Below are 16,545 nucleotides of genomic sequence, written 5' to 3' on the forward strand. Positions count from 1 at the left end.
GTTGGCGTTATTGTTCAATCCGCTCATCTTTTTGACCGATGCTCGCAAATGAATTCGATCGACACCCTTATCGCGCTGGCCAACCTGCGCGGCAGCCTGGATTTGCGTTGCCAGTTCCAGGGCGACTGGGCGCTGGAGCATGCGCCCGAGAATCTCGGTGTGGCGCCGTATCACATCGTGCTCAGTGGTATCTGCCGCGCGCAATTGTCGGGCGGGCAACAGGTGACGCTGGAGGAGGGTGACATCCTGCTGATGCCTGGTGGCGCCACGCACTTGCTGCGCAGCCAGGGCGCGAGGATCAGGCCGATGCAGCCTCGGGTGATCGAAGGCGGCGTACTCAAGGTGCACCGCCTGGGCGGTGACCAGCCGGATGTGGACATGCTCTGCGGCAGCTTTCACTACAACCGCCAATCGCTGTTGTTCGGTGCGTTGCCGGAGTACCTGGTGGTATCCAGCCGCGAATGGCAGGCCGATGGTCAATTGGCTGCGTTGATTGCGTTGCTGCGCAGCGAAGCGGACGGCGAACAAATCGGCGCACGTTCGTTTATCGATGCACTCTCTTCAGCGCTGTTCACCCTGATCCTGCGTGCCTGGCTGAACCGCCAGGCGCCAGTTGCCGGCACCTTCGCGCTGCTCGCCGACAAGCGCCTGAGCCAGGCCTGGCAGGCGATGCTGGCCGATCCCGGGCACGACTGGACCATCGACAGCCTGGCCACCGCCGCGACGATGTCGCGCGCTACGTTCATGCGCGCGTTTGTAAAAGTGGCGGGCGTATCGCCCTGGGTGTTACTGACCCAGTTGCGCATGGAGTTGGCATTCAACCTGCTGCGCCAGTCACGCCTGAGCCTGTTGGATATCGCCGCCCAGGTGGGTTACCAGTCCCAGGCGGCGTTCAGCAAGAAATTCAAGGAAACCTATGGGGAGGCGCCGGGCCGGGTGCGGGCACGGTAGCCGCTGTAGCGTATATCCAATGTGTGCGGGCTTGCTCGCGAATACGGTGGTTCAGTGGCGGGTATATTGACTGACACTCCGCATTCGCGAGCAAGCCCGCTCCCGCAGTTTGACCGAGTTCCAGGCGCTCATCTGGCGGGTAGCAGTTTCAGGGTGCTGCGCGTATTCGCCGTCACTTCCTCATCGCTGAAATGCGCCTGCTCATAGCCGCCTTCGATGTAGGTCTCTGCCTGGTCGCCATAGTGCTTGTCGAACGGCACGCCACTTTGCCCGACCGGGTTGATGGTCAGGGCGTGGGCCACGTCGGCGAAGTCGATCAGGCGGCGGGTAGAAGGCCCGTAGGTGACGGGCCACGGTGCCGGGCCGATGTTGGCGGACTGGTTGTTCGGCACTTCATGGGTGCCGGGTGCCGGGAACGGACCGACGTTGACGATCAGGTCCAACGGCTTCTGCGAGCCCAGCGGGTGGCCGTGGGTCAGGGTGTGGGCCTTGCCCCACTGCCATTGGCTCGGGTCATCACCGAAGGTGGCCTTGAGGTGCGCGAGGCTGTTGTCCCAGGCAAGCTTGACGGTTTGCGAACGCTTGCCGTCCCACCACGGCGAATCCGGCGCGGCGGCCAGGCGTGGCAGCGCGGCGTCGATCACGCGGGTGCTGAGCAGGGTCTTGAACATGGCGTCGCCCAGCTTCGGATGGAAGGCGGCATCGGCCAGGTTGAACAGGAATTGGTTGAACAGCGTGGCGCTGGTGGAGTCCAGCGGGTAGTCACCCTTCCAGCTTGCAAGCTGCTCCACCAGTTTCAATTGCGCCGGGTCCTTGACCCCCTCACGCAGCAGCGGCAACAGCGGCGCCAGCAGGCGCGGGCCGAAAGCGGTGGTGGTGCCCAGCTGCAAGGCCTGGCTGTTGTTCACGTCCCACTTCACGCTCTTGTCGCTCAGTTGCGCGTTGAGCTGCTGGCCACGGTCGGCCAGGTTGTAATAGCCGGGGATCTCCATGCCGGTAGGCGAGGCCGGTTGGGCATTGGCCGACACCACGTAACCGCGCGCCGGGTTCTCTTCCTGCGGGTTGGCGCTGAAGGGGTAGAAGCCCAGCTTGTCGGCCTGGGCGCTGCTGCCGTCGAGGATAAACCCGGCGTTGACCCCAGCCGGACGGATCGGTAACTGCGCCGCCGCCCACCAGCCGATATCACCCTTGGCATTCGCCCACACGATGTTCAACCCAGGCGCAGACACTTTGGCTGCCGCTGCGCGCGCCTTGACCAGGGTGTCGGCGCGGTTGAGCTGGTAGAAGCCTTCGAGGATCGGGTTCTGGGTGTCGAGGAACGCCCACCACATGGCAATCGGCGTCTTGCCGGCGTTTTCGCCCAGCACGTCATTGATGATCGGGCCGTGGGGGGATTGGCGCAGGGTCAATGTCACCGGTGCCTGGCCCTTCACCGCAATCTGTTGCTCGGTGCTGGTCATGTCGACCCACTGGTCGTGGTACCAAACCTGGTTGGGGTTGTCCGGGTTGATCTTCTCGGCGATGAGGTCGAGGTCATCGTTCTGGAACATGGTCAGGCTCCAGCCGAAGTCCAGGTTGTGCCCCAGGAACGCCACCGGCACCAGCGCATTGTGGTAGCCGTACAGCTCAAACCCCGGCGCCGACAGCTGCGCCTCGTACCATACCGACGGCACCGAGAAACGGATATGCGGGTCACCGGCCAGCAACGGTTTTCCGCTCTTGGTGCGGTTGCCGCTGATAGCCCAGGCGTTGCTGCCTTCGAACTGTGGCAGGCCGTTGTCGGCCAGGGCCTGCTCGCTCAGCGAGGCAATGGCGCCGAGGGTCTGCCAATCGCTGGCAGCCAGGTTGAGGGCGCCCTTGGGTTGCCAGTCGAGGTCGAAGACTTTCAGGTAGTCGCTGCCCAACTGGTCGCGTACGTAGGTCAGCAAAGGCTCGGTACGAAACGCGGCGGCAAAGCTGTAGGCCATGTACCCGGCGACACTGATGGTGTCTTCGGCGGTGAACGGCCGCTTGGGGATGCCCAGCACGTCGAACTCCATCGGGCGGGCGTGGCTGTACTGATACTGGTTGATCCCGTCCAGATAGGCCTGCAGGGCCTTCCAGTGCGCCGACTCAGGGTCCAGCTGCGCCACATAGGTGGCCGCGCGGTCGCGAATGCGCAGGCTGCGGAACAGCTTGTCGGTCTCCAGCACCTTGGGGCCGAGCACCTCGGCCAGCTCGCCACGGGCCAGGCGCCGCATGATCTCCATCTGGAACAGGCGGTCCTGGGCGTGCACATAGCCCAGGGCGCGGTACAGGTCGGTTTCGTTCTCGGCACGAATGTGCGGCACGCCCCGGTCGTCGTAGCGCACCGTGACCGAGCCTTGCAGGTTGGCCAGGGTCACCGTGCCCTGGCGGGTGGGTTGCTTGCTGTAGACGTACGCGCCGGCGCCAAGGGCGACCAGTACCACCAGAACCGCGAGAACCTGCAAGACGCGCTTCATGAACATTCCTTACCAAGAGTGGGGCGGCGAGTTACGAGCCTTTTGGCCACGAACAATAGCAGCCCACCGCAAGGGTGTGCGTGGCATTCACCTCGCGTCCTGCTTCAAGGGCTTTCAAGATCGGCTCGATAAAACTGTTACTGGAGTTGCACGTGAGGCCCTCGCTGTAGGGCCCGAAATACGCAAGCTTGCCGCTGCGATCCCAGATCCCCACGGCCGGGCTGGCCGGCACTTGGTCGGCGCCGGGCAGGGCGGTGAGTGTTTTCATCGTGCGCAGGTTGTCGGGCAGTTGGCCACGGCTGCCGGGCTTTTGCAGGGCATAGAACTCGACGCCCTGGGGGGCATATTGCGCGATCAATTCACCCAGGTGCTGCTGGTTGCCGACGTTGCAGGGGCAGGCCGGGTCCCAGAAGTGCACCAGGCGGATCGGGCCGGGGCCGGCGAGGTCGGCAGGCAGTGTGAGTGGGTCACCGGAAAACACCGCCGTGTGTTCGCTGAAGGCGCGCAGGTAGCGGCCCTGGAACCAGTCATACGCCGCCCACAGCACGCCGGCGCAGATAACCAGGATCAGGCTGGCGAACAGGGCGGTGCGGTAGGGCTGTCGCATTCAGATGTATCCTCGAAGGTCGCGTAGCTTGCCATGCTTGTCCTGACAGATGAATATCGCAGCTCGATATTCATCTTTGCCGTCAGTCTGGAACCCTTTATGCCTGTCACCTTTGACCCCGATCATCTGCGCGAAAGCCTGCGGCCCCTGGTGGATGCGCAACCGCTCAGCGCCGAGGCTCGGGTCTACCAGCGTTTTTACGGTCTGGACCAGGCCGTAAGCCGTCTGGGGCGTTTCGAGGTGGAAGGTTTTGAGGTGGTGGCGCAGGTGTGGTGGCCGACCACGCCGGTGGCGACGATGTTCATGTTCCACGGCTTCTACGACCACATGGGGCTGTACCGCCATGTGGTGAAGTGGGCGCTGGAGCAGGGCTTCGTGGTGATAGCCTGCGATTTACCGGGGCACGGCCTGTCCAGTGGCGTACGTGCCAGCATCGATGATTTTGCGGTGTATCAACAGGTGGTGAATGCGCTGTTCACCCAGGCGCAAGCGCTGCAACTGCCGCAACCCTGGCACCTGTTCGGGCAAAGCACCGGCGGCGCGGTGGTGGTGGATCACCTGCTCAACCATGGCGCCGACAGCCCGGCCCAAGGCAAGACTTTCCTGTTGTCACCCCTGGTGCGGCCACGGGCCTGGGGCTGGTCGCAAGTCAGCTATTACCTGTTGCGCCCGTTCGTCAAAGGCATTGCGCGGCGATTCAGCGAGAACACCCACGATCCGGCGTTCAAGCCGTTCCTGGAAGCCGACCCGCTGCAGCCGCGCCAACTGCCGACCGCATGGGTGGGCGCCTTGGCGCGCTGGATCAAACGCATCGAAGCTGCACCGCGCAGTGCCCGGCGGCCAGTGATCATTCAAGGTGAGGAAGACATGACGGTGGACTGGCAGCACAACCTGCAGGTGTTGCGCGGCAAGTTCGACCAGCCCGAGGTGTTGATGTTGCCGCGTGGCAGGCATCACTTGGCCAATGAGATTCCGGAGATTCGTGAGCAGTACTTCCGGTATCTCACTGACCACCTGCGGTAACACAATCCAAATGTGGGAGGGGGCTTGCCCCCGATAGCGGTGGTTCAGCAAACAATAGATGTCTGACAAATCGCCATCGGGGGCAAGCCCCCTCCCACATTTTTTACTGCGTAAGGCTTGAGGTGCTTTGGCCGACTGCCAGGCCGGCGCGGATGGCTGCAAGGGCCGCCTGGTAATACGCCTTACCCTCCGGCGACTCAGCAAACGTAGCGAACTCTTCCAGTTCCGGGTCGGACAAATCCCGATAGACGTACAGCAGCGTGTTGTTCAGGTCCTTATCGATCTGTTGCATCAGCCGCTCGCGCTGGCCATTCAACATGCCCTGGGCCTGACCGCCGCCCAACAGGCCGGGGATCATCTGGCTCAAGCTGTCTGCCGCCACGCCAGCAATCGCCAGGCTGACTTCTGCGCCGGCCTCGCGCGCAGGCAGCGCTTGGGCCAGGTGGCCGATGATCAGGCTGCGGGTGGCATCGGCTTCGATCTTCGGCAGGCCCTGGGCGTTCTTCGCCAGTTGGTCGCGGCGCGTGGCGAGCAGCTCGGCGGCGACAATCTTGCGGCCCAGGGGGGATTGGAAAAACGCCAGGGCAGGCTTGGGGTCTGCGAGGTTCTTGCGCAATTGCGCTTCGGCGCGCTGGTCCATGGCCTGGGCAGCGAAACGTTTATTGCTGTTGTCCACCAGCGCCTGGTACACCGCTGGCGGCAGGCTGTTGCGGTAGCGTTGCTGGGCGGCACTGAGGGCGTCATTGAAATGCGCACGTTGTTCGGCCCAGCCGGCGACCTTGTACAACTGGTCATGGCCGTCTGCCCAGGCGGGCAAAACGCAGAACATCAGCAAGGAAAAAAACAAACGACGCATATGGACTCCTGTCAGTCGGCCACTATTGTCCGTGTCGGGCGTAGGATTTGTCGAGAAGTCCTATCGGTCACCTGACTAAAGTGTATTCAGACGCTCGGCGGCTCTGTCGGATTCACAGGCGTATGGATACTATGCGCGCCATGCAAATACCCCTCGATCACCCCTTGCTGCAACGTATTGTCGACGACCTGGCCGAAAAGGGCTGGTCCCGGCAGGACGGCTTCCTGCCCCAGGCTCTGACCCTGGAACTGGCGGCTGAGTGCCGTAAACGTGCAGCCGAGGGTGAATTGGCTCCGGCGGCGGTGGGGCGTGGCCCGACCCAGGAGATCCGTGAAGGCATTCGCGGTGACCATATCCAGTGGCTGGAAGAGGGCGATGCGGCGGTCTGCGACACCTATATGGCGTTGATGGACAGCCTGCGCCTGGCGATGAACCGCAGCCTGTTCCTGGGCCTGGAAGACTTCGAAAGCCACTTTGCGATGTACCCGCCGGGGGCGTTCTACCTCAAGCACCTGGACCGTTTCCGCGACGACGACCGCCGCATGGTCTCGGCGGTGATCTACTTGAATGACGCCTGGCTCCCCGAGCAGGGCGGCCAGTTGCGCATGTACCTCAAGGACGGCGTCGAATACGATGTGGTGCCCACCGGCGGTTGCCTGGTGGTGTTCCTGTCGGGCGAAGTGCCCCACGAAGTCCTGCCCGCCACGCGCGAACGCCTGTCCCTCACCGGTTGGTTTCGCCGGCGGGGTAACGAGCCGTTTTAAGTATGCAAAAGATTCTGATCAGCCGCTGCCTGCTCGGGCACAAGGTGCGTTACGACGGCGGGGCCAGTGGGCCGTTCGACCAGTTGGCCGTATGGCAGGCCGAGGGGCGTGTGGTTGCGATCTGCCCGGAAGTGTCGGGTGGTTTGCCAACCCCACGACCTGCCGCCGAGATCCCAGGCGGGCAAGGCGTGGATGTGTGGGAGGGCCGTGCCCAAGTGCTGACCGCCGAAGGCGAAGATTTCAGCGAGGCTTTCCTCGACGGCGCTCGTCAGGCTTTGGCGCTGGTGCAGCGCCACAACATCCGCATCGCCGTGCTCAAGGCCAATAGCCCGTCCTGCGGAAGCCTGCAGACCTACGACGGCACGTTCAGCGGCACCAAGGTAACGGGCGAGGGCGTCACGACGGCGTTGCTGAGGCAGCATGGCGTGTTGGTGTTCAGTGAGCTGGAATTGCCCGAAGCCGCCCAGGCGCTAAAAAACCTGTAGAGGCGCGCTTGCCGACGATCGCAATCCTCCTGCCATCTGATTTGTCGCTGATTCACCGCTATCGCTGGCAAGCCGGCGCCTACCCTTCGGGTTCCAGCCATTTATTGGTCAGTGCCTTCAAGCGCCCATCCGCCTTCACGCGCTGCAACGCCTTGTCCAAACTCGCCTTGAACGCCGGATTACCCTTCTGGAACGGGATCACCAACGCCGGCTTCTCGTTATACGCCTCACTGAGATCGAACCGATCCTGCAGCTCGGCAGTCATAGCGATATGGTTGATGGCCACGTCGTACTTGCCGGTTTCCACGCCTGGTAGCAGGTCGGTGTCATCGGTGGTGATGAACGAAGGTCGCACGTCCATCTCCTTGGCCAGTTGCTCGCCCAGTTCCACTTCGAAGCCGGTGACCTTGTCGCCTTCCTTGAAGTTGAACGGCGGAGTGTTGGCTTCGAGAGCGATGCGCAGTTCGCCACGGTCGAAGACGTCATCGATCAGTTCGGCGTGAGCCAAGGGGCTCATAAGGGGAAGCAAAAGTAACAGGCCAGGCGAAAAGCGCATGGTCACTCCTAGAGATTTTTAATGTGCGAGGCGCCGTTCAGCATCGCTTTGCTATGGTGTTGAGTGCCTTGGACAGCAATTTGTCGCGAAGTTGTCATAACCCTACAGATTTCATAGAAAAACTGGAGAAGCGAATGAACGCCTTTTTGTCCCGTGCCACCCTGGCCTCCCTGATGCTGGGTGCTTCGATGTTGGCCACTGCTGCGGACGGTATCCCGCGCAGCGCTCCACCTGCAGATGCCAAAGTATTTATCGTCTCGCCAAAAGACGGCGCCACGGTCGATAAAACCTTCACCGTGAAGTTCGGCATGGAAGGCTTGAAGCTGGCCCCGGCCACCAGCCAGGACCCAGGCACCGGTCACCACCATCTGCTGATCGACCAGAAAGAGCTGCCTGACGCCAGCGTGCCGATCCCGGCCACCGACACCGTGATCCACTACGGCAAGGCCCAGACCGAAACCGAACTGACCCTCACCCCAGGCAAGCACACCCTGCAACTGGTGGCCGGTGACAAACTGCACATGCAGTTCAACCCGACTGTAGCCTCTAAAGTGATCACGGTTAACGTCAAATAAGATTTGTTCAGATGCAAAAAAGGGAGCCCCGAGGGGCTCCCTTTTTCATGCTGCGGCGAAACCTTAGAACAACACGCGGCTACGAATCGTACCGTTGATGTGCTGCAGCTTCTCTTGCGCCAGGTCCGAGTACTCGGCGTCGACGTCGATCACCACGTAGCCGACCTTCTCGTTGGTCTGCAGGAACTGACCGGAGATGTTGATGCCGTTTTCCGCGAAGACCTTGTTGATCTCCATCATCACGCCAGGGATGTTCTGGTGGATGTGCAGCAGACGGTGCTTGCCTGGGTGAGCCGGCAGGGCCACTTCCGGGAAGTTTACGGACGACACCGACGTACCGTTGTCGCTGTACTTGACCAGCTTTTCCGACACTTCCAGGCCAATGTTGGCCTGCGCTTCAGCGGTGGAGCCGCCGATGTGCGGGGTCAGGATCACGTTGTCCAGGCCACGCAGCGGGCTTTCGAAGATGTCGTCGTTGGAGCGTGGCTCAACCGGGAACACGTCGATGGCGGCGCCGATCAGGTGCTTGTCCTTGATCGCGTCGGCCAGGGCGTCCAGCTCGACCACGGTGCCGCGCGCTGCGTTGATCAGGATGCCGCCTTTCTTGATGGCGCGGATTTCCTTCTCGCCGATCATCCACTGGGTCTCAGCGGTTTCCGGAACGTGCAGGGTCACGATATCGGACATGCCCAACAGCTCGGTCAGGCTGGCCACTTGCGTGGCGTTGCCCAATGGCAGCTTGGTCAGGGTGTCATAGAAGAACACCTGCATGCCCAGGCCTTCAGCCAGGACCGACAACTGAGTGCCGATCGAGCCGTAACCGACGATACCCAGCTTCTTGCCGCGGATTTCGAAGGAATTGGCTGCGCTCTTGATCCAGCCGCCACGGTGGCAGGAAGCGTTCTTCTCAGGAATGCCGCGCAACAACAGGATCGCCTCAGCCAGCACCAACTCCGCAACGGAACGGGTGTTGGAGTACGGTGCGTTGAACACCGCGATGCCGCGCTCACGCGCTGCGTTGAGATCGACCTGGTTGGTGCCGATGCAGAAACAGCCGACCGCCACGAGTTTCTTGGCGTGGTCGAAGATCTCTTCGGTCAGCTGAGTGCGGGAGCGAATGCCGATAAAGTGCGCGTCGGCGATCTTTTCCTTGAGCTGGGCTTCCGGCAGAGAACTGGTGATGTACTCAATGCTGGTGTACCCGGCGGCTTTCAGAACGTCGACAGCCGATGGGTGGACGCCTTCCAGAAGAAGGAACTTGATCTTGCTCTTATCGAGAGAAGTCTTGCTCATCTGCGTAAACCTGTATCCCGGAGAAAAATGGCAGGGAATCGGATCGCTTAAGCTGACCCGGACGGCAGGAAAGCCGTCACCGCAGAAACGCCCTTGGGCTCTGTCCTGCGGGGGCGGTATGCTAGCATACGCGCCCCGCTAAACACCTATTCCTGCGACGTGAAGCGTTCTCAGGATGACCATGAATTGTTCGAGAGTTCTGTCGATGACCCATCCTGCCCTGATTGATGAGCTAAAGACCCTGGTTGAGCCCGGCAAAGTGCTGACCGATGCAGACTCCCTGGAGGCTTACGGCAAGGATTGGACCAAGCACTTCGCACCCGCGCCGACCGCCATCGTCTTCCCCAAGACCACTGAGCAGGTCCAGGCCATTGTGCGCTGGGCCAATACCCACAAGGTGGCGCTGGTGCCATCGGGCGGGCGTACCGGCTTGTCGGCTGCTGCCGTGGCGGCGAATGGCGAAGTGGTGGTGTCGTTCGACTATATGAACCAGATCCTCGACGTGAACCTCACCGACCGCACCGCCGTGTGCCAGCCGGGCGTGGTCACCAAGCAATTGCAAAACGTCGCTGAAGAGAAAGGCCTGTACTACCCGGTGGACTTCGCGTCGTCGGGCTCCAGCCAGATTGGCGGCAATATCGGCACCAATGCCGGCGGGATCAAGGTGATTCGCTACGGCATGACCCGTAACTGGGTGGCCGGCATGAAGGTTGTCACCGGCAAGGGCGACGTACTGGAGCTGAACCGCGACCTGATCAAGAACGCCACCGGCTACGACATGCGCCAGCTGTTCATCGGCGCCGAGGGCACCTTGGGCTTTGTGGTCGAAGCCACCATGCGCTTGGACCGTGCGCCGAAAAACCTCACCGCGATGGTGCTGGGCACCACCGACTTTGATTCGATCATGCCGGTATTGCACGCGTTCCAGAGCAAACTGGACCTGACCGCCTTCGAATTCTTCTCCGACAAGGCACTGGCCAAGGTCATGGGCCGCGGCGACGTGCCGGCGCCGTTCGACACCGAGTGCCCGTTCTACGCGCTGCTGGAATTCGAAGCCACCACCGAAGAAGTCGCCAACCACGCGCTGGAAACCTTCGAACACTGCGTGGAGCAAGGTTGGGTGATGGACGGCGTGATGAGCCAGAGCGAAACCCAACTGCACAACCTGTGGAAACTGCGCGAGTACATCTCCGAGACTATTTCCCACTGGACCCCGTACAAGAACGACATCTCGGTGACTGTCTCCAAAGTTCCGGCGTTCTTGAAGGAAATCGACGCGATCGTCGGCGAACATTACCCGGACTTCGAAATTGTCTGGTTCGGCCACATCGGCGACGGCAACCTGCACTTGAACATCCTCAAGCCGGAAAACTTGAGCAAGGATGAGTTCTTCGCCAAGTGCGCCACCGTGAACAAGTGGGTGTTTGAAACCGTCGAGAAGTACAACGGTTCGATCTCCGCCGAACACGGCGTGGGCATGACCAAGCGTGACTACCTGACCTACAGCCGCTCGCCGGTTGAAATCGAATACATGAAGGCTGTGAAAGCGGTGTTCGACCCGAACGGGATCATGAACCCGGGCAAGATCTTCGCTGTTTAATCGCCCCTTGAGGAGTCGTTCCATGAGCTACCAGCACAAGTATGTCGACGGCACCAACATCCACTTCCCGGTCGGTAAAGTGGTGTGTATCGGGCGTAACTACGCCGAACATGCCAAGGAACTGGACAACCCGGTGCCCACCGAGCCGCTGCTGTTCATCAAGCCGGGCAGTTGCGTGGTCCCGCTCGAAGGCGGTTTCAGCATTCCGACCGAGCGCGGTTCGGTGCATTACGAGGCGGAAATCGCGGTATTGATCGGCAAGCCGCTGTCGACCAAGCCCAGCCGCGAAGAAGTGCTCGACGCCATCTCCGGCTTCGCCCCAGCCCTGGACCTGACGCTGCGCGACAAACAGGCCGAGCTGAAAGCCAAGGGCCTGCCGTGGGAAATCGCCAAGTCCTTTGACGGTGCGGCGGTGATTGCACCATTCGTCGTGGGCAGCACCTTTGCCGACGTCACCGACATCGGCATCCGCCTGACCATCAATGGCGAAGTGCGCCAGGACGGCAACAGCGCGCAGATGCTCAACCCGATCATCCCGATGATCCAGCACATGGCCGGCTGCTTCTCGCTGCAAGCCGGCGACGTGATCCTCACAGGTACCCCGGCGGGCGTAGGCCCATTGAATGTCGGTGATGAGCTGGTGCTGGAACTGTCGAACGTGAGCCGTTTCGACAGCAGCGTGCGCTGAACCTGCGCTTGTAGGAGCCGGCTTGCCGGCGATGGCATCGACTCGGTGTGACTGACGTACCGCGTTGATGCCATCGCGGGCAAGCCCGGCTCCCACAGGGTCTTGTGTGCGCCTGAAGTTTCCAATTTTTTGCATTTTTTTCACACGCCATCCGGATAATCCTCAGCCTCCAGCGCGCGGGCCCCTGTGTTCCTGTGCTATCACCTAACGCTGACTTTCCGGAAAAAGCGCCCAATGGCCGTGCCTCTGCCCTCCGCTACACCCAAGCCGCGTTCCCGTTTTGCCCTGCGCTGGTACTCCTGGCTGTTTCTGGTCGGGGCCATTGTGTATGGCATTGCCTGGGCCATGCACTGGGATGATCGCGGCGCGTTGTGGGTGCTGGAACGCTTTGAGACGCCCGCCGAACGCCAGGAGAGCGTGTGGCTGCCGGACTACCGTGCCGTCATTGATGGCAAGCTTTTGCCGGGAATGGAAAAGGACGAAGCTTCCGACGTCTCCTACAACCCGCAGACCAAAACCCTGTTTTCGGTGATGGGCAAAAACCCGTTTCTTGTCGAGCTGAGCCTGCAGGGCGATGTGCTGCGCAAGATGCCGCTCAACGGCTGGGACAACCCGGAAGGCGTATCCGTGATGGAAAACGGCCTGCTGGCAGTGGTCGACGAACGCCAGCACACGTTGACCATCGTCAAGGTCGACGCCAGTACCACCCAGCTGAACAAGGCGGATTTCACCAGCTATGACCTGGGCCCTTCAAAGGACCAGAACAAGGCCTTCGAAGCCATCACCTGGGACAAACGCAACCAGCAGCTGGTACTCGGCGAAGAGCGCCCGCCCGCGCTGTTTACCTGGAAAAGCGACGGTGGCCAGACCCTGGCGGGCGATAAACAGAAGCTGGCCAGCAAAGAGTTGGACATGCGCAATCTCTCCGCGCTGGCGGTAGACCCGCGCACCGGGCACTTGCTGGTGCTCTCGGCCGACTCCCATTTGCTGCTGGAGCTGGACGAGAAGGGCGAGCAAGTCAGCTTCATGACCCTGCTCGGCGGATTCAACGGCCTCAAAAACACCATTCCGCGAGCCGAAGGGGTGACCATGGACGAGGCTGGCACCTTGTACATCATCAGTGAGCCCAACCTGTTCTATCGTTTCGAAAAGCAGAAATAGCACACCGATTACGTCGGATATGTCTCTATGTGCGGCATTCGCCAGACATCCGGGCGCGTTTAAGTTTAAATTCAGACAGGCGTGATATTCATTCGCCACTTTTGACTTTGAGCCCGCCCGATGCGACGACTAGCCCGCCCCAAACCCCTCTTCTTTATGCTGGTGCTGATCGCCCTGGTCGGCGCCGGGGCCGTTGCGCAGCACTTCCGCCTCTTCGAGCGCGCCTGGTTCAACTGGCAGGCGTGGCGCCAGCCGGCGGATGAGCGCTCCATTGGCCTTGCGGATTACCGGGTGACGCTGGAAGCCCAGGTCATCGAGGGGCTTGATGACGATGTCTCGGCCCTGACCTATGACCCGGTGCGCAAAAGCCTGTTTACCGTCACCAACAAAAACGCCGAATTGATCGAGCTGTCCTTGGAGGGCAAGATCCTACGGCGTATTCCGTTGGTGGGGTTTGGTGATGCCGAAGCCGTGGAGTTCATCAGTGACAACATTTATGTCATCAGCGATGAGCGCCAGCAGCGGCTGATCAAGGTGCATGTGGACGACGACACCCAATTCCTCGACGCCGCCGATGCGGAGCAGATGACCCTGGGCCTGCACGTCGGTGGCAACAAGGGGTTTGAAGGGCTGGCCTATGACTCGGTGGGCAAGCGCTTGTTCGTGGCCAAGGAGCGCGATCCGATGCTCATCTACGAGGTGCACGGCTTCCCGCATTTCAAACCGGAAAAAACCTACTCGGTCCACGTGATCAACAACCCCAAGCGTGATGCCGGATTGTTCGTGCGTGACCTGTCGAGCCTGCAATACGATGAGCGCAGCGGCCATTTGCTGGCGCTGTCGGACGAGTCGTTCCTGGTGCTGGAACTGGATATCGACGGTCGCCCGTTGAGCAGTCTGTCACTGCTCAACGGGCGCCATGGCCTGACGAAGCGGGTGCCGCAGGCCGAGGGGATCGCCATGGATGACGAGGGCACGTTGTACCTCGTCAGCGAGCCGAACCTGTTCTACGTCTTCAAGAAAACCAATCCCTGAAGTACCGCAGGACCAATGTGGGAGCGGGCTTGCTCGCGAAAGCGGTGGTTCAGTTGAAGAATCTTTCACTGACACACCGCTTTCGCGAGCAAGCCCGCTCCCACATTTAGTCACGCGTTAAACCTTGAGGGTTTTCACTCCTTCCGAAGTACCCAGCAGCAGTACATCGGCTGGGCGCGCGGCGAACAGGCCGTTGGTGACCACGCCGACGATCGCGTTGATCTGCGTCTCCAGCTCCACCGGGTTGGTGATCTGCATGTTGAATACGTCGAGGATGATGTTGCCGTTGTCGGTCAACACGCCTTCGCGGTACACCGGGTCACCGCCCAGTTTCACCAGCTCGCGGGCCACGTGGCTGCGGGCCATCGGGATCACTTCCACGGGCAGCGGGAATGCGCCGAGTACCGGCACCAGCTTGCTGGCGTCAGCGATGCAGATAAAGGTCTTGGCCACGGCGGCGACGATCTTCTCGCGGGTCAGGGCTGCGCCGCCGCCCTTGATCAGGTTCAGGTGCTCGTCGCTTTCATCGGCGCCGTCGACGTAGAACTCCAGGTCGCTCACGGTGTTGAGCTCATACACCGGAATGCCGTGGCCCTTGAGGCGCGCAGCGGTGGCTTCGGAGCTGGCCACGGCGCCATCGAACGCGCCCTTGTGCTGGGCCAGCGCATCGATAAAGCAGTTGGCGGTGGAGCCGGTGCCGACACCGACGATGCTCTTGTCGTCGAGTTTAGGAAGGATTAAATCGACGGCGGCCTGGGCCACTGCCTGTTTGAGTTGATCCTGGGTCATGCGGGCTCCGGAACGGGCGGGGAGTAAAGAGGGGCGCGAGTATAACCCAACAAAACCTCTGGATTCGTGTGGTCGCCCGCCCAAACGCTGGGTTAGACTCCTTGGCCCTGCCCAACCCGCCCAGTGATATCCGCCGATGCTTGAACAGTACGTCAAAAAGATCCTCACCTCGCGCGTTTACGACGTTGCCGTAGAAACCCCGTTGCAGACCGCCCGCCAGCTCTCCGAGCGGCTGGGCAACAAGGTCTGGCTCAAGCGTGAAGACTTGCAGCCGGTGTTCTCGTTCAAGATTCGCGGCGCCTATAACAAGCTGACCCAACTGACTGCCGAAGAGCGTGCGCGCGGCGTGGTCACGGCGTCGGCCGGCAACCATGCCCAAGGCCTGGCCCTGGCGGCCAAGGTGCTGGGGGTCAAGGCCACTATCGTGATGCCCAAGACCACCCCCGAGATCAAGGTCGAAGGCGTGCGCTCCCGTGGCGGCAAGGTGGTGCTGCATGGCGATTCCTTCCCCGAAGCCCTGGCCTATTCGCTGAAACTCGTCGACGAAAAAGGCTACGTCTACATTCACCCCTACGACGATCCGCACACTATTGCCGGGCAGGGCACCGTGGCGATGGAAATCCTGCGCCAGCATCCAGGGCCGCTGGACGCGATCTTCGTACCGGTGGGCGGCGGCGGGCTGATCGCCGGTATCGCGGCGTACGTAAAATACCTGCGCCCGGAGATCAAGGTCATCGGTGTCGAGCCGGACGACTCCAACTGCCTGCAAGCCGCCATGGCGGCGGGCGAGCGCGTGGTACTGCCGGCCGTGGGCATCTTTGCCGATGGCGTGGCGGTGGCGCAGATCGGCCAGCACACCTTCGACATCTGCAAGGACTATGTGGATGAAGTGATCACCGTGAGCACCGATGAAATCTGTGCGGCGATCAAGGATATCTACGACGACACCCGTTCCATCACCGAGCCGGCGGGAGCCCTGGGTGTGGCGGGCATCAAGAAATACGTGGAGACCCGTGGCGTGACCGGGCAGACCCTGGTGGCCATCGACTCCGGTGCCAACGTCAACTTTGATCGCTTGCGCCATGTGGCCGAGCGCGCCGAACTGGGTGAAGGTCGCGAAGCCATCATCGCCGTGACCATTCCCGAAAAGCCCGGCAGCTTCAAGGCGTTCTGCGAGGCCGTGGGCAAGCGCCAGATCACCGAATTCAACTACCGCTACCACTCCGGCAGCGAGGCGCACATCTTTGTGGGTGTGCAGACCCACCCGGAAAACGATCCGCGCAGTGCACTGATCGCCAGCCTGACAGGCCAGGGTTTCCCGGTGCTGGACCTGACCGAGAACGAACTGGCCAAATTGCACATCCGTCATATGGTCGGCGGGCACGCAGCCAAGGTCAGCGATGAAGTGGTGTTACGTTTCGAATTCCCGGAGCGCCCGGGCGCCTTGTTCAACTTTCTTAACAAATTGGGCGGGCGCTGGAACATCTCGATGTTCCACTATCGCAACCACGGCGCAGCAGACGGCCGTGTGGTCGCCGGCCTGCAAGTGCCGGCGGATGAGCGCCACCTGGTGCCGGCAGCCCTGGAAGCCATTGGCTACCCGTACTGGGATGAAAGCGATAACCCGGCCTACAAACTGTTCCTCGGTTGAGCGACTACGCTGATGGGGGCGGCCTTTA

Annotated in this window: 16 protein-coding genes; 10 read left to right on the top strand and 6 right to left on the bottom strand. The window is 61.5% G+C overall.

Annotated elements, in window-relative coordinates; genetic code table 11:
* Nucleotides 1-48: 48 nt before the first annotated feature.
* Nucleotides 49-951 (top strand): AraC family transcriptional regulator, encoded by a 903-nt coding sequence (locus tag KHP07_RS11235; RefSeq protein WP_078050618.1) that lies wholly within the window; start codon nucleotides 49-51, stop codon nucleotides 949-951.
* A gap of 128 nt (nucleotides 952-1,079) precedes the next feature.
* Here KHP07_RS11235 and KHP07_RS11240 read toward each other — a convergent pair whose 3' ends face one another.
* Nucleotides 1,080-3,434, bottom strand: a complete 2,355-nt coding sequence (locus KHP07_RS11240; RefSeq protein WP_214497195.1) for a penicillin acylase family protein — start codon at nucleotides 3,432-3,434, stop codon at nucleotides 1,080-1,082.
* 31 nt (nucleotides 3,435-3,465) lie between these two features.
* Entirely contained in the window at nucleotides 3,466-4,041 is a 576-nt protein-coding gene (locus tag KHP07_RS11245) for a DUF6436 domain-containing protein (protein ID WP_214497196.1), read from the bottom strand.
* Between the two features lie 99 nt (nucleotides 4,042-4,140).
* Here KHP07_RS11245 and bipL point away from each other — a divergent pair, with 99 nt between their 5' ends.
* Nucleotides 4,141-5,064: a phospholipase BipL gene (gene bipL, locus KHP07_RS11250; protein ID WP_078050615.1), complete on the top strand. Its 924-nt coding sequence runs from the start codon at nucleotides 4,141-4,143 to the stop codon at nucleotides 5,062-5,064.
* Nucleotides 5,065-5,167: 103 nt separating this feature from the next.
* On the opposite strand, the gene KHP07_RS11255 is transcribed toward bipL, so the two are convergent.
* Nucleotides 5,168-5,920, bottom strand: a complete 753-nt coding sequence (locus KHP07_RS11255) for a DUF2059 domain-containing protein (RefSeq protein WP_078050614.1) — start codon at nucleotides 5,918-5,920, stop codon at nucleotides 5,168-5,170.
* 131 nt (nucleotides 5,921-6,051) lie between these two features.
* Between KHP07_RS11255 and KHP07_RS11260 the strand changes: the two genes are divergently transcribed.
* Together KHP07_RS11260 and KHP07_RS11265 are read left to right on the top strand one after the other, a co-directional pair.
* Complete coding sequence (locus tag KHP07_RS11260) at nucleotides 6,052-6,684, top strand: 2OG-Fe(II) oxygenase (RefSeq protein WP_214497285.1); 633 nt, start codon at nucleotides 6,052-6,054, stop codon at nucleotides 6,682-6,684.
* A gap of 2 nt (nucleotides 6,685-6,686) precedes the next feature.
* Nucleotides 6,687-7,169, top strand: a complete 483-nt coding sequence (locus KHP07_RS11265) for a 2-thiouracil desulfurase family protein (protein ID WP_100491923.1) — start codon at nucleotides 6,687-6,689, stop codon at nucleotides 7,167-7,169.
* Nucleotides 7,170-7,248: 79 nt separating this feature from the next.
* Here the strand turns inward: KHP07_RS11265 and KHP07_RS11270 are convergent, their stop codons facing one another.
* A complete protein-coding gene (locus KHP07_RS11270) occupies nucleotides 7,249-7,725 on the bottom strand; it encodes a transporter substrate-binding domain-containing protein (protein ID WP_100491924.1) in 477 nt (158 codons plus the stop codon).
* A 134-nt stretch (nucleotides 7,726-7,859) separates the two neighbouring features.
* On the opposite strand from KHP07_RS11270, the gene KHP07_RS11275 reads away from it, so the two are divergent.
* The gene (locus KHP07_RS11275; RefSeq protein WP_025859315.1) at nucleotides 7,860-8,300 is read left to right on the top strand and encodes a DUF4399 domain-containing protein; all 441 of its coding nucleotides are present in this window, start codon (nucleotides 7,860-7,862) and stop codon (nucleotides 8,298-8,300) included.
* Nucleotides 8,301-8,363: 63 nt separating this feature from the next.
* On the opposite strand, the gene serA is transcribed toward KHP07_RS11275, so the two are convergent.
* On the bottom strand, nucleotides 8,364-9,593 hold the full coding sequence (gene serA / locus KHP07_RS11280) for a phosphoglycerate dehydrogenase (RefSeq protein ID WP_003195214.1): 1,230 nt from the start codon (nucleotides 9,591-9,593) through the stop codon (nucleotides 8,364-8,366).
* A 205-nt stretch (nucleotides 9,594-9,798) separates the two neighbouring features.
* Here serA and KHP07_RS11285 point away from each other — a divergent pair, with 205 nt between their 5' ends.
* The 4 genes from KHP07_RS11285 to KHP07_RS11300 all read left to right on the top strand — a co-directional run bounded on the left by KHP07_RS11285 (nucleotide 9,799) and on the right by KHP07_RS11300 (nucleotide 14,077).
* The gene (locus KHP07_RS11285) at nucleotides 9,799-11,193 is read left to right on the top strand and encodes a D-2-hydroxyglutarate dehydrogenase (RefSeq protein WP_214497197.1); all 1,395 of its coding nucleotides are present in this window, start codon (nucleotides 9,799-9,801) and stop codon (nucleotides 11,191-11,193) included.
* Nucleotides 11,194-11,215: 22 nt separating this feature from the next.
* The gene (locus KHP07_RS11290; RefSeq protein ID WP_025859317.1) at nucleotides 11,216-11,881 is read left to right on the top strand and encodes a fumarylacetoacetate hydrolase family protein; all 666 of its coding nucleotides are present in this window, start codon (nucleotides 11,216-11,218) and stop codon (nucleotides 11,879-11,881) included.
* A gap of 234 nt (nucleotides 11,882-12,115) precedes the next feature.
* Nucleotides 12,116-13,042: an SdiA-regulated domain-containing protein gene (locus tag KHP07_RS11295; protein ID WP_214497198.1), complete on the top strand. Its 927-nt coding sequence runs from the start codon at nucleotides 12,116-12,118 to the stop codon at nucleotides 13,040-13,042.
* Nucleotides 13,043-13,162: 120 nt separating this feature from the next.
* On the top strand, nucleotides 13,163-14,077 hold the full coding sequence (locus KHP07_RS11300) for an SdiA-regulated domain-containing protein (RefSeq protein WP_078050609.1): 915 nt from the start codon (nucleotides 13,163-13,165) through the stop codon (nucleotides 14,075-14,077).
* Nucleotides 14,078-14,194: 117 nt separating this feature from the next.
* Here KHP07_RS11300 and rpiA read toward each other — a convergent pair whose 3' ends face one another.
* Nucleotides 14,195-14,866: a ribose-5-phosphate isomerase RpiA gene (gene rpiA, locus KHP07_RS11305; protein ID WP_068936376.1), complete on the bottom strand. Its 672-nt coding sequence runs from the start codon at nucleotides 14,864-14,866 to the stop codon at nucleotides 14,195-14,197.
* A 136-nt stretch (nucleotides 14,867-15,002) separates the two neighbouring features.
* Between rpiA and ilvA the strand changes: the two genes are divergently transcribed.
* On the top strand, nucleotides 15,003-16,517 hold the full coding sequence (ilvA, locus tag KHP07_RS11310) for a threonine ammonia-lyase, biosynthetic (RefSeq protein ID WP_078050608.1): 1,515 nt from the start codon (nucleotides 15,003-15,005) through the stop codon (nucleotides 16,515-16,517).
* Nucleotides 16,518-16,545 lie beyond the last annotated feature (28 nt).

Origin of the sequence: Pseudomonas sp. VS40 (assembly GCF_018587885.1) — a bacterium.
GTDB classification, from domain to species: domain Bacteria; phylum Pseudomonadota; class Gammaproteobacteria; order Pseudomonadales; family Pseudomonadaceae; genus Aquipseudomonas; species Aquipseudomonas pergaminensis.

Coding starts and splice junctions, on each gene's coding strand:
- KHP07_RS11235 (WP_078050618.1), top strand. CDS start 49: ATGAATTCGATCGACACCCTTATCGCGCTGGCCAACCTGCGCGGCAGC.
- KHP07_RS11240 (WP_214497195.1), bottom strand. CDS start 3,434: ATGAAGCGCGTCTTGCAGGTTCTCGCGGTTCTGGTGGTACTGGTCGCC.
- KHP07_RS11245 (WP_214497196.1), bottom strand. CDS start 4,041: ATGCGACAGCCCTACCGCACCGCCCTGTTCGCCAGCCTGATCCTGGTT.
- bipL (WP_078050615.1), top strand. CDS start 4,141: ATGCCTGTCACCTTTGACCCCGATCATCTGCGCGAAAGCCTGCGGCCC.
- KHP07_RS11255 (WP_078050614.1), bottom strand. CDS start 5,920: ATGCGTCGTTTGTTTTTTTCCTTGCTGATGTTCTGCGTTTTGCCCGCC.
- KHP07_RS11260 (WP_214497285.1), top strand. CDS start 6,052: ATGCGCGCCATGCAAATACCCCTCGATCACCCCTTGCTGCAACGTATT.
- KHP07_RS11265 (WP_100491923.1), top strand. CDS start 6,687: ATGCAAAAGATTCTGATCAGCCGCTGCCTGCTCGGGCACAAGGTGCGT.
- KHP07_RS11270 (WP_100491924.1), bottom strand. CDS start 7,725: ATGCGCTTTTCGCCTGGCCTGTTACTTTTGCTTCCCCTTATGAGCCCC.
- KHP07_RS11275 (WP_025859315.1), top strand. CDS start 7,860: ATGAACGCCTTTTTGTCCCGTGCCACCCTGGCCTCCCTGATGCTGGGT.
- serA (WP_003195214.1), bottom strand. CDS start 9,593: ATGAGCAAGACTTCTCTCGATAAGAGCAAGATCAAGTTCCTTCTTCTG.
- KHP07_RS11285 (WP_214497197.1), top strand. CDS start 9,799: ATGACCCATCCTGCCCTGATTGATGAGCTAAAGACCCTGGTTGAGCCC.
- KHP07_RS11290 (WP_025859317.1), top strand. CDS start 11,216: ATGAGCTACCAGCACAAGTATGTCGACGGCACCAACATCCACTTCCCG.
- KHP07_RS11295 (WP_214497198.1), top strand. CDS start 12,116: ATGGCCGTGCCTCTGCCCTCCGCTACACCCAAGCCGCGTTCCCGTTTT.
- KHP07_RS11300 (WP_078050609.1), top strand. CDS start 13,163: ATGCGACGACTAGCCCGCCCCAAACCCCTCTTCTTTATGCTGGTGCTG.
- rpiA (WP_068936376.1), bottom strand. CDS start 14,866: ATGACCCAGGATCAACTCAAACAGGCAGTGGCCCAGGCCGCCGTCGAT.
- ilvA (WP_078050608.1), top strand. CDS start 15,003: ATGCTTGAACAGTACGTCAAAAAGATCCTCACCTCGCGCGTTTACGAC.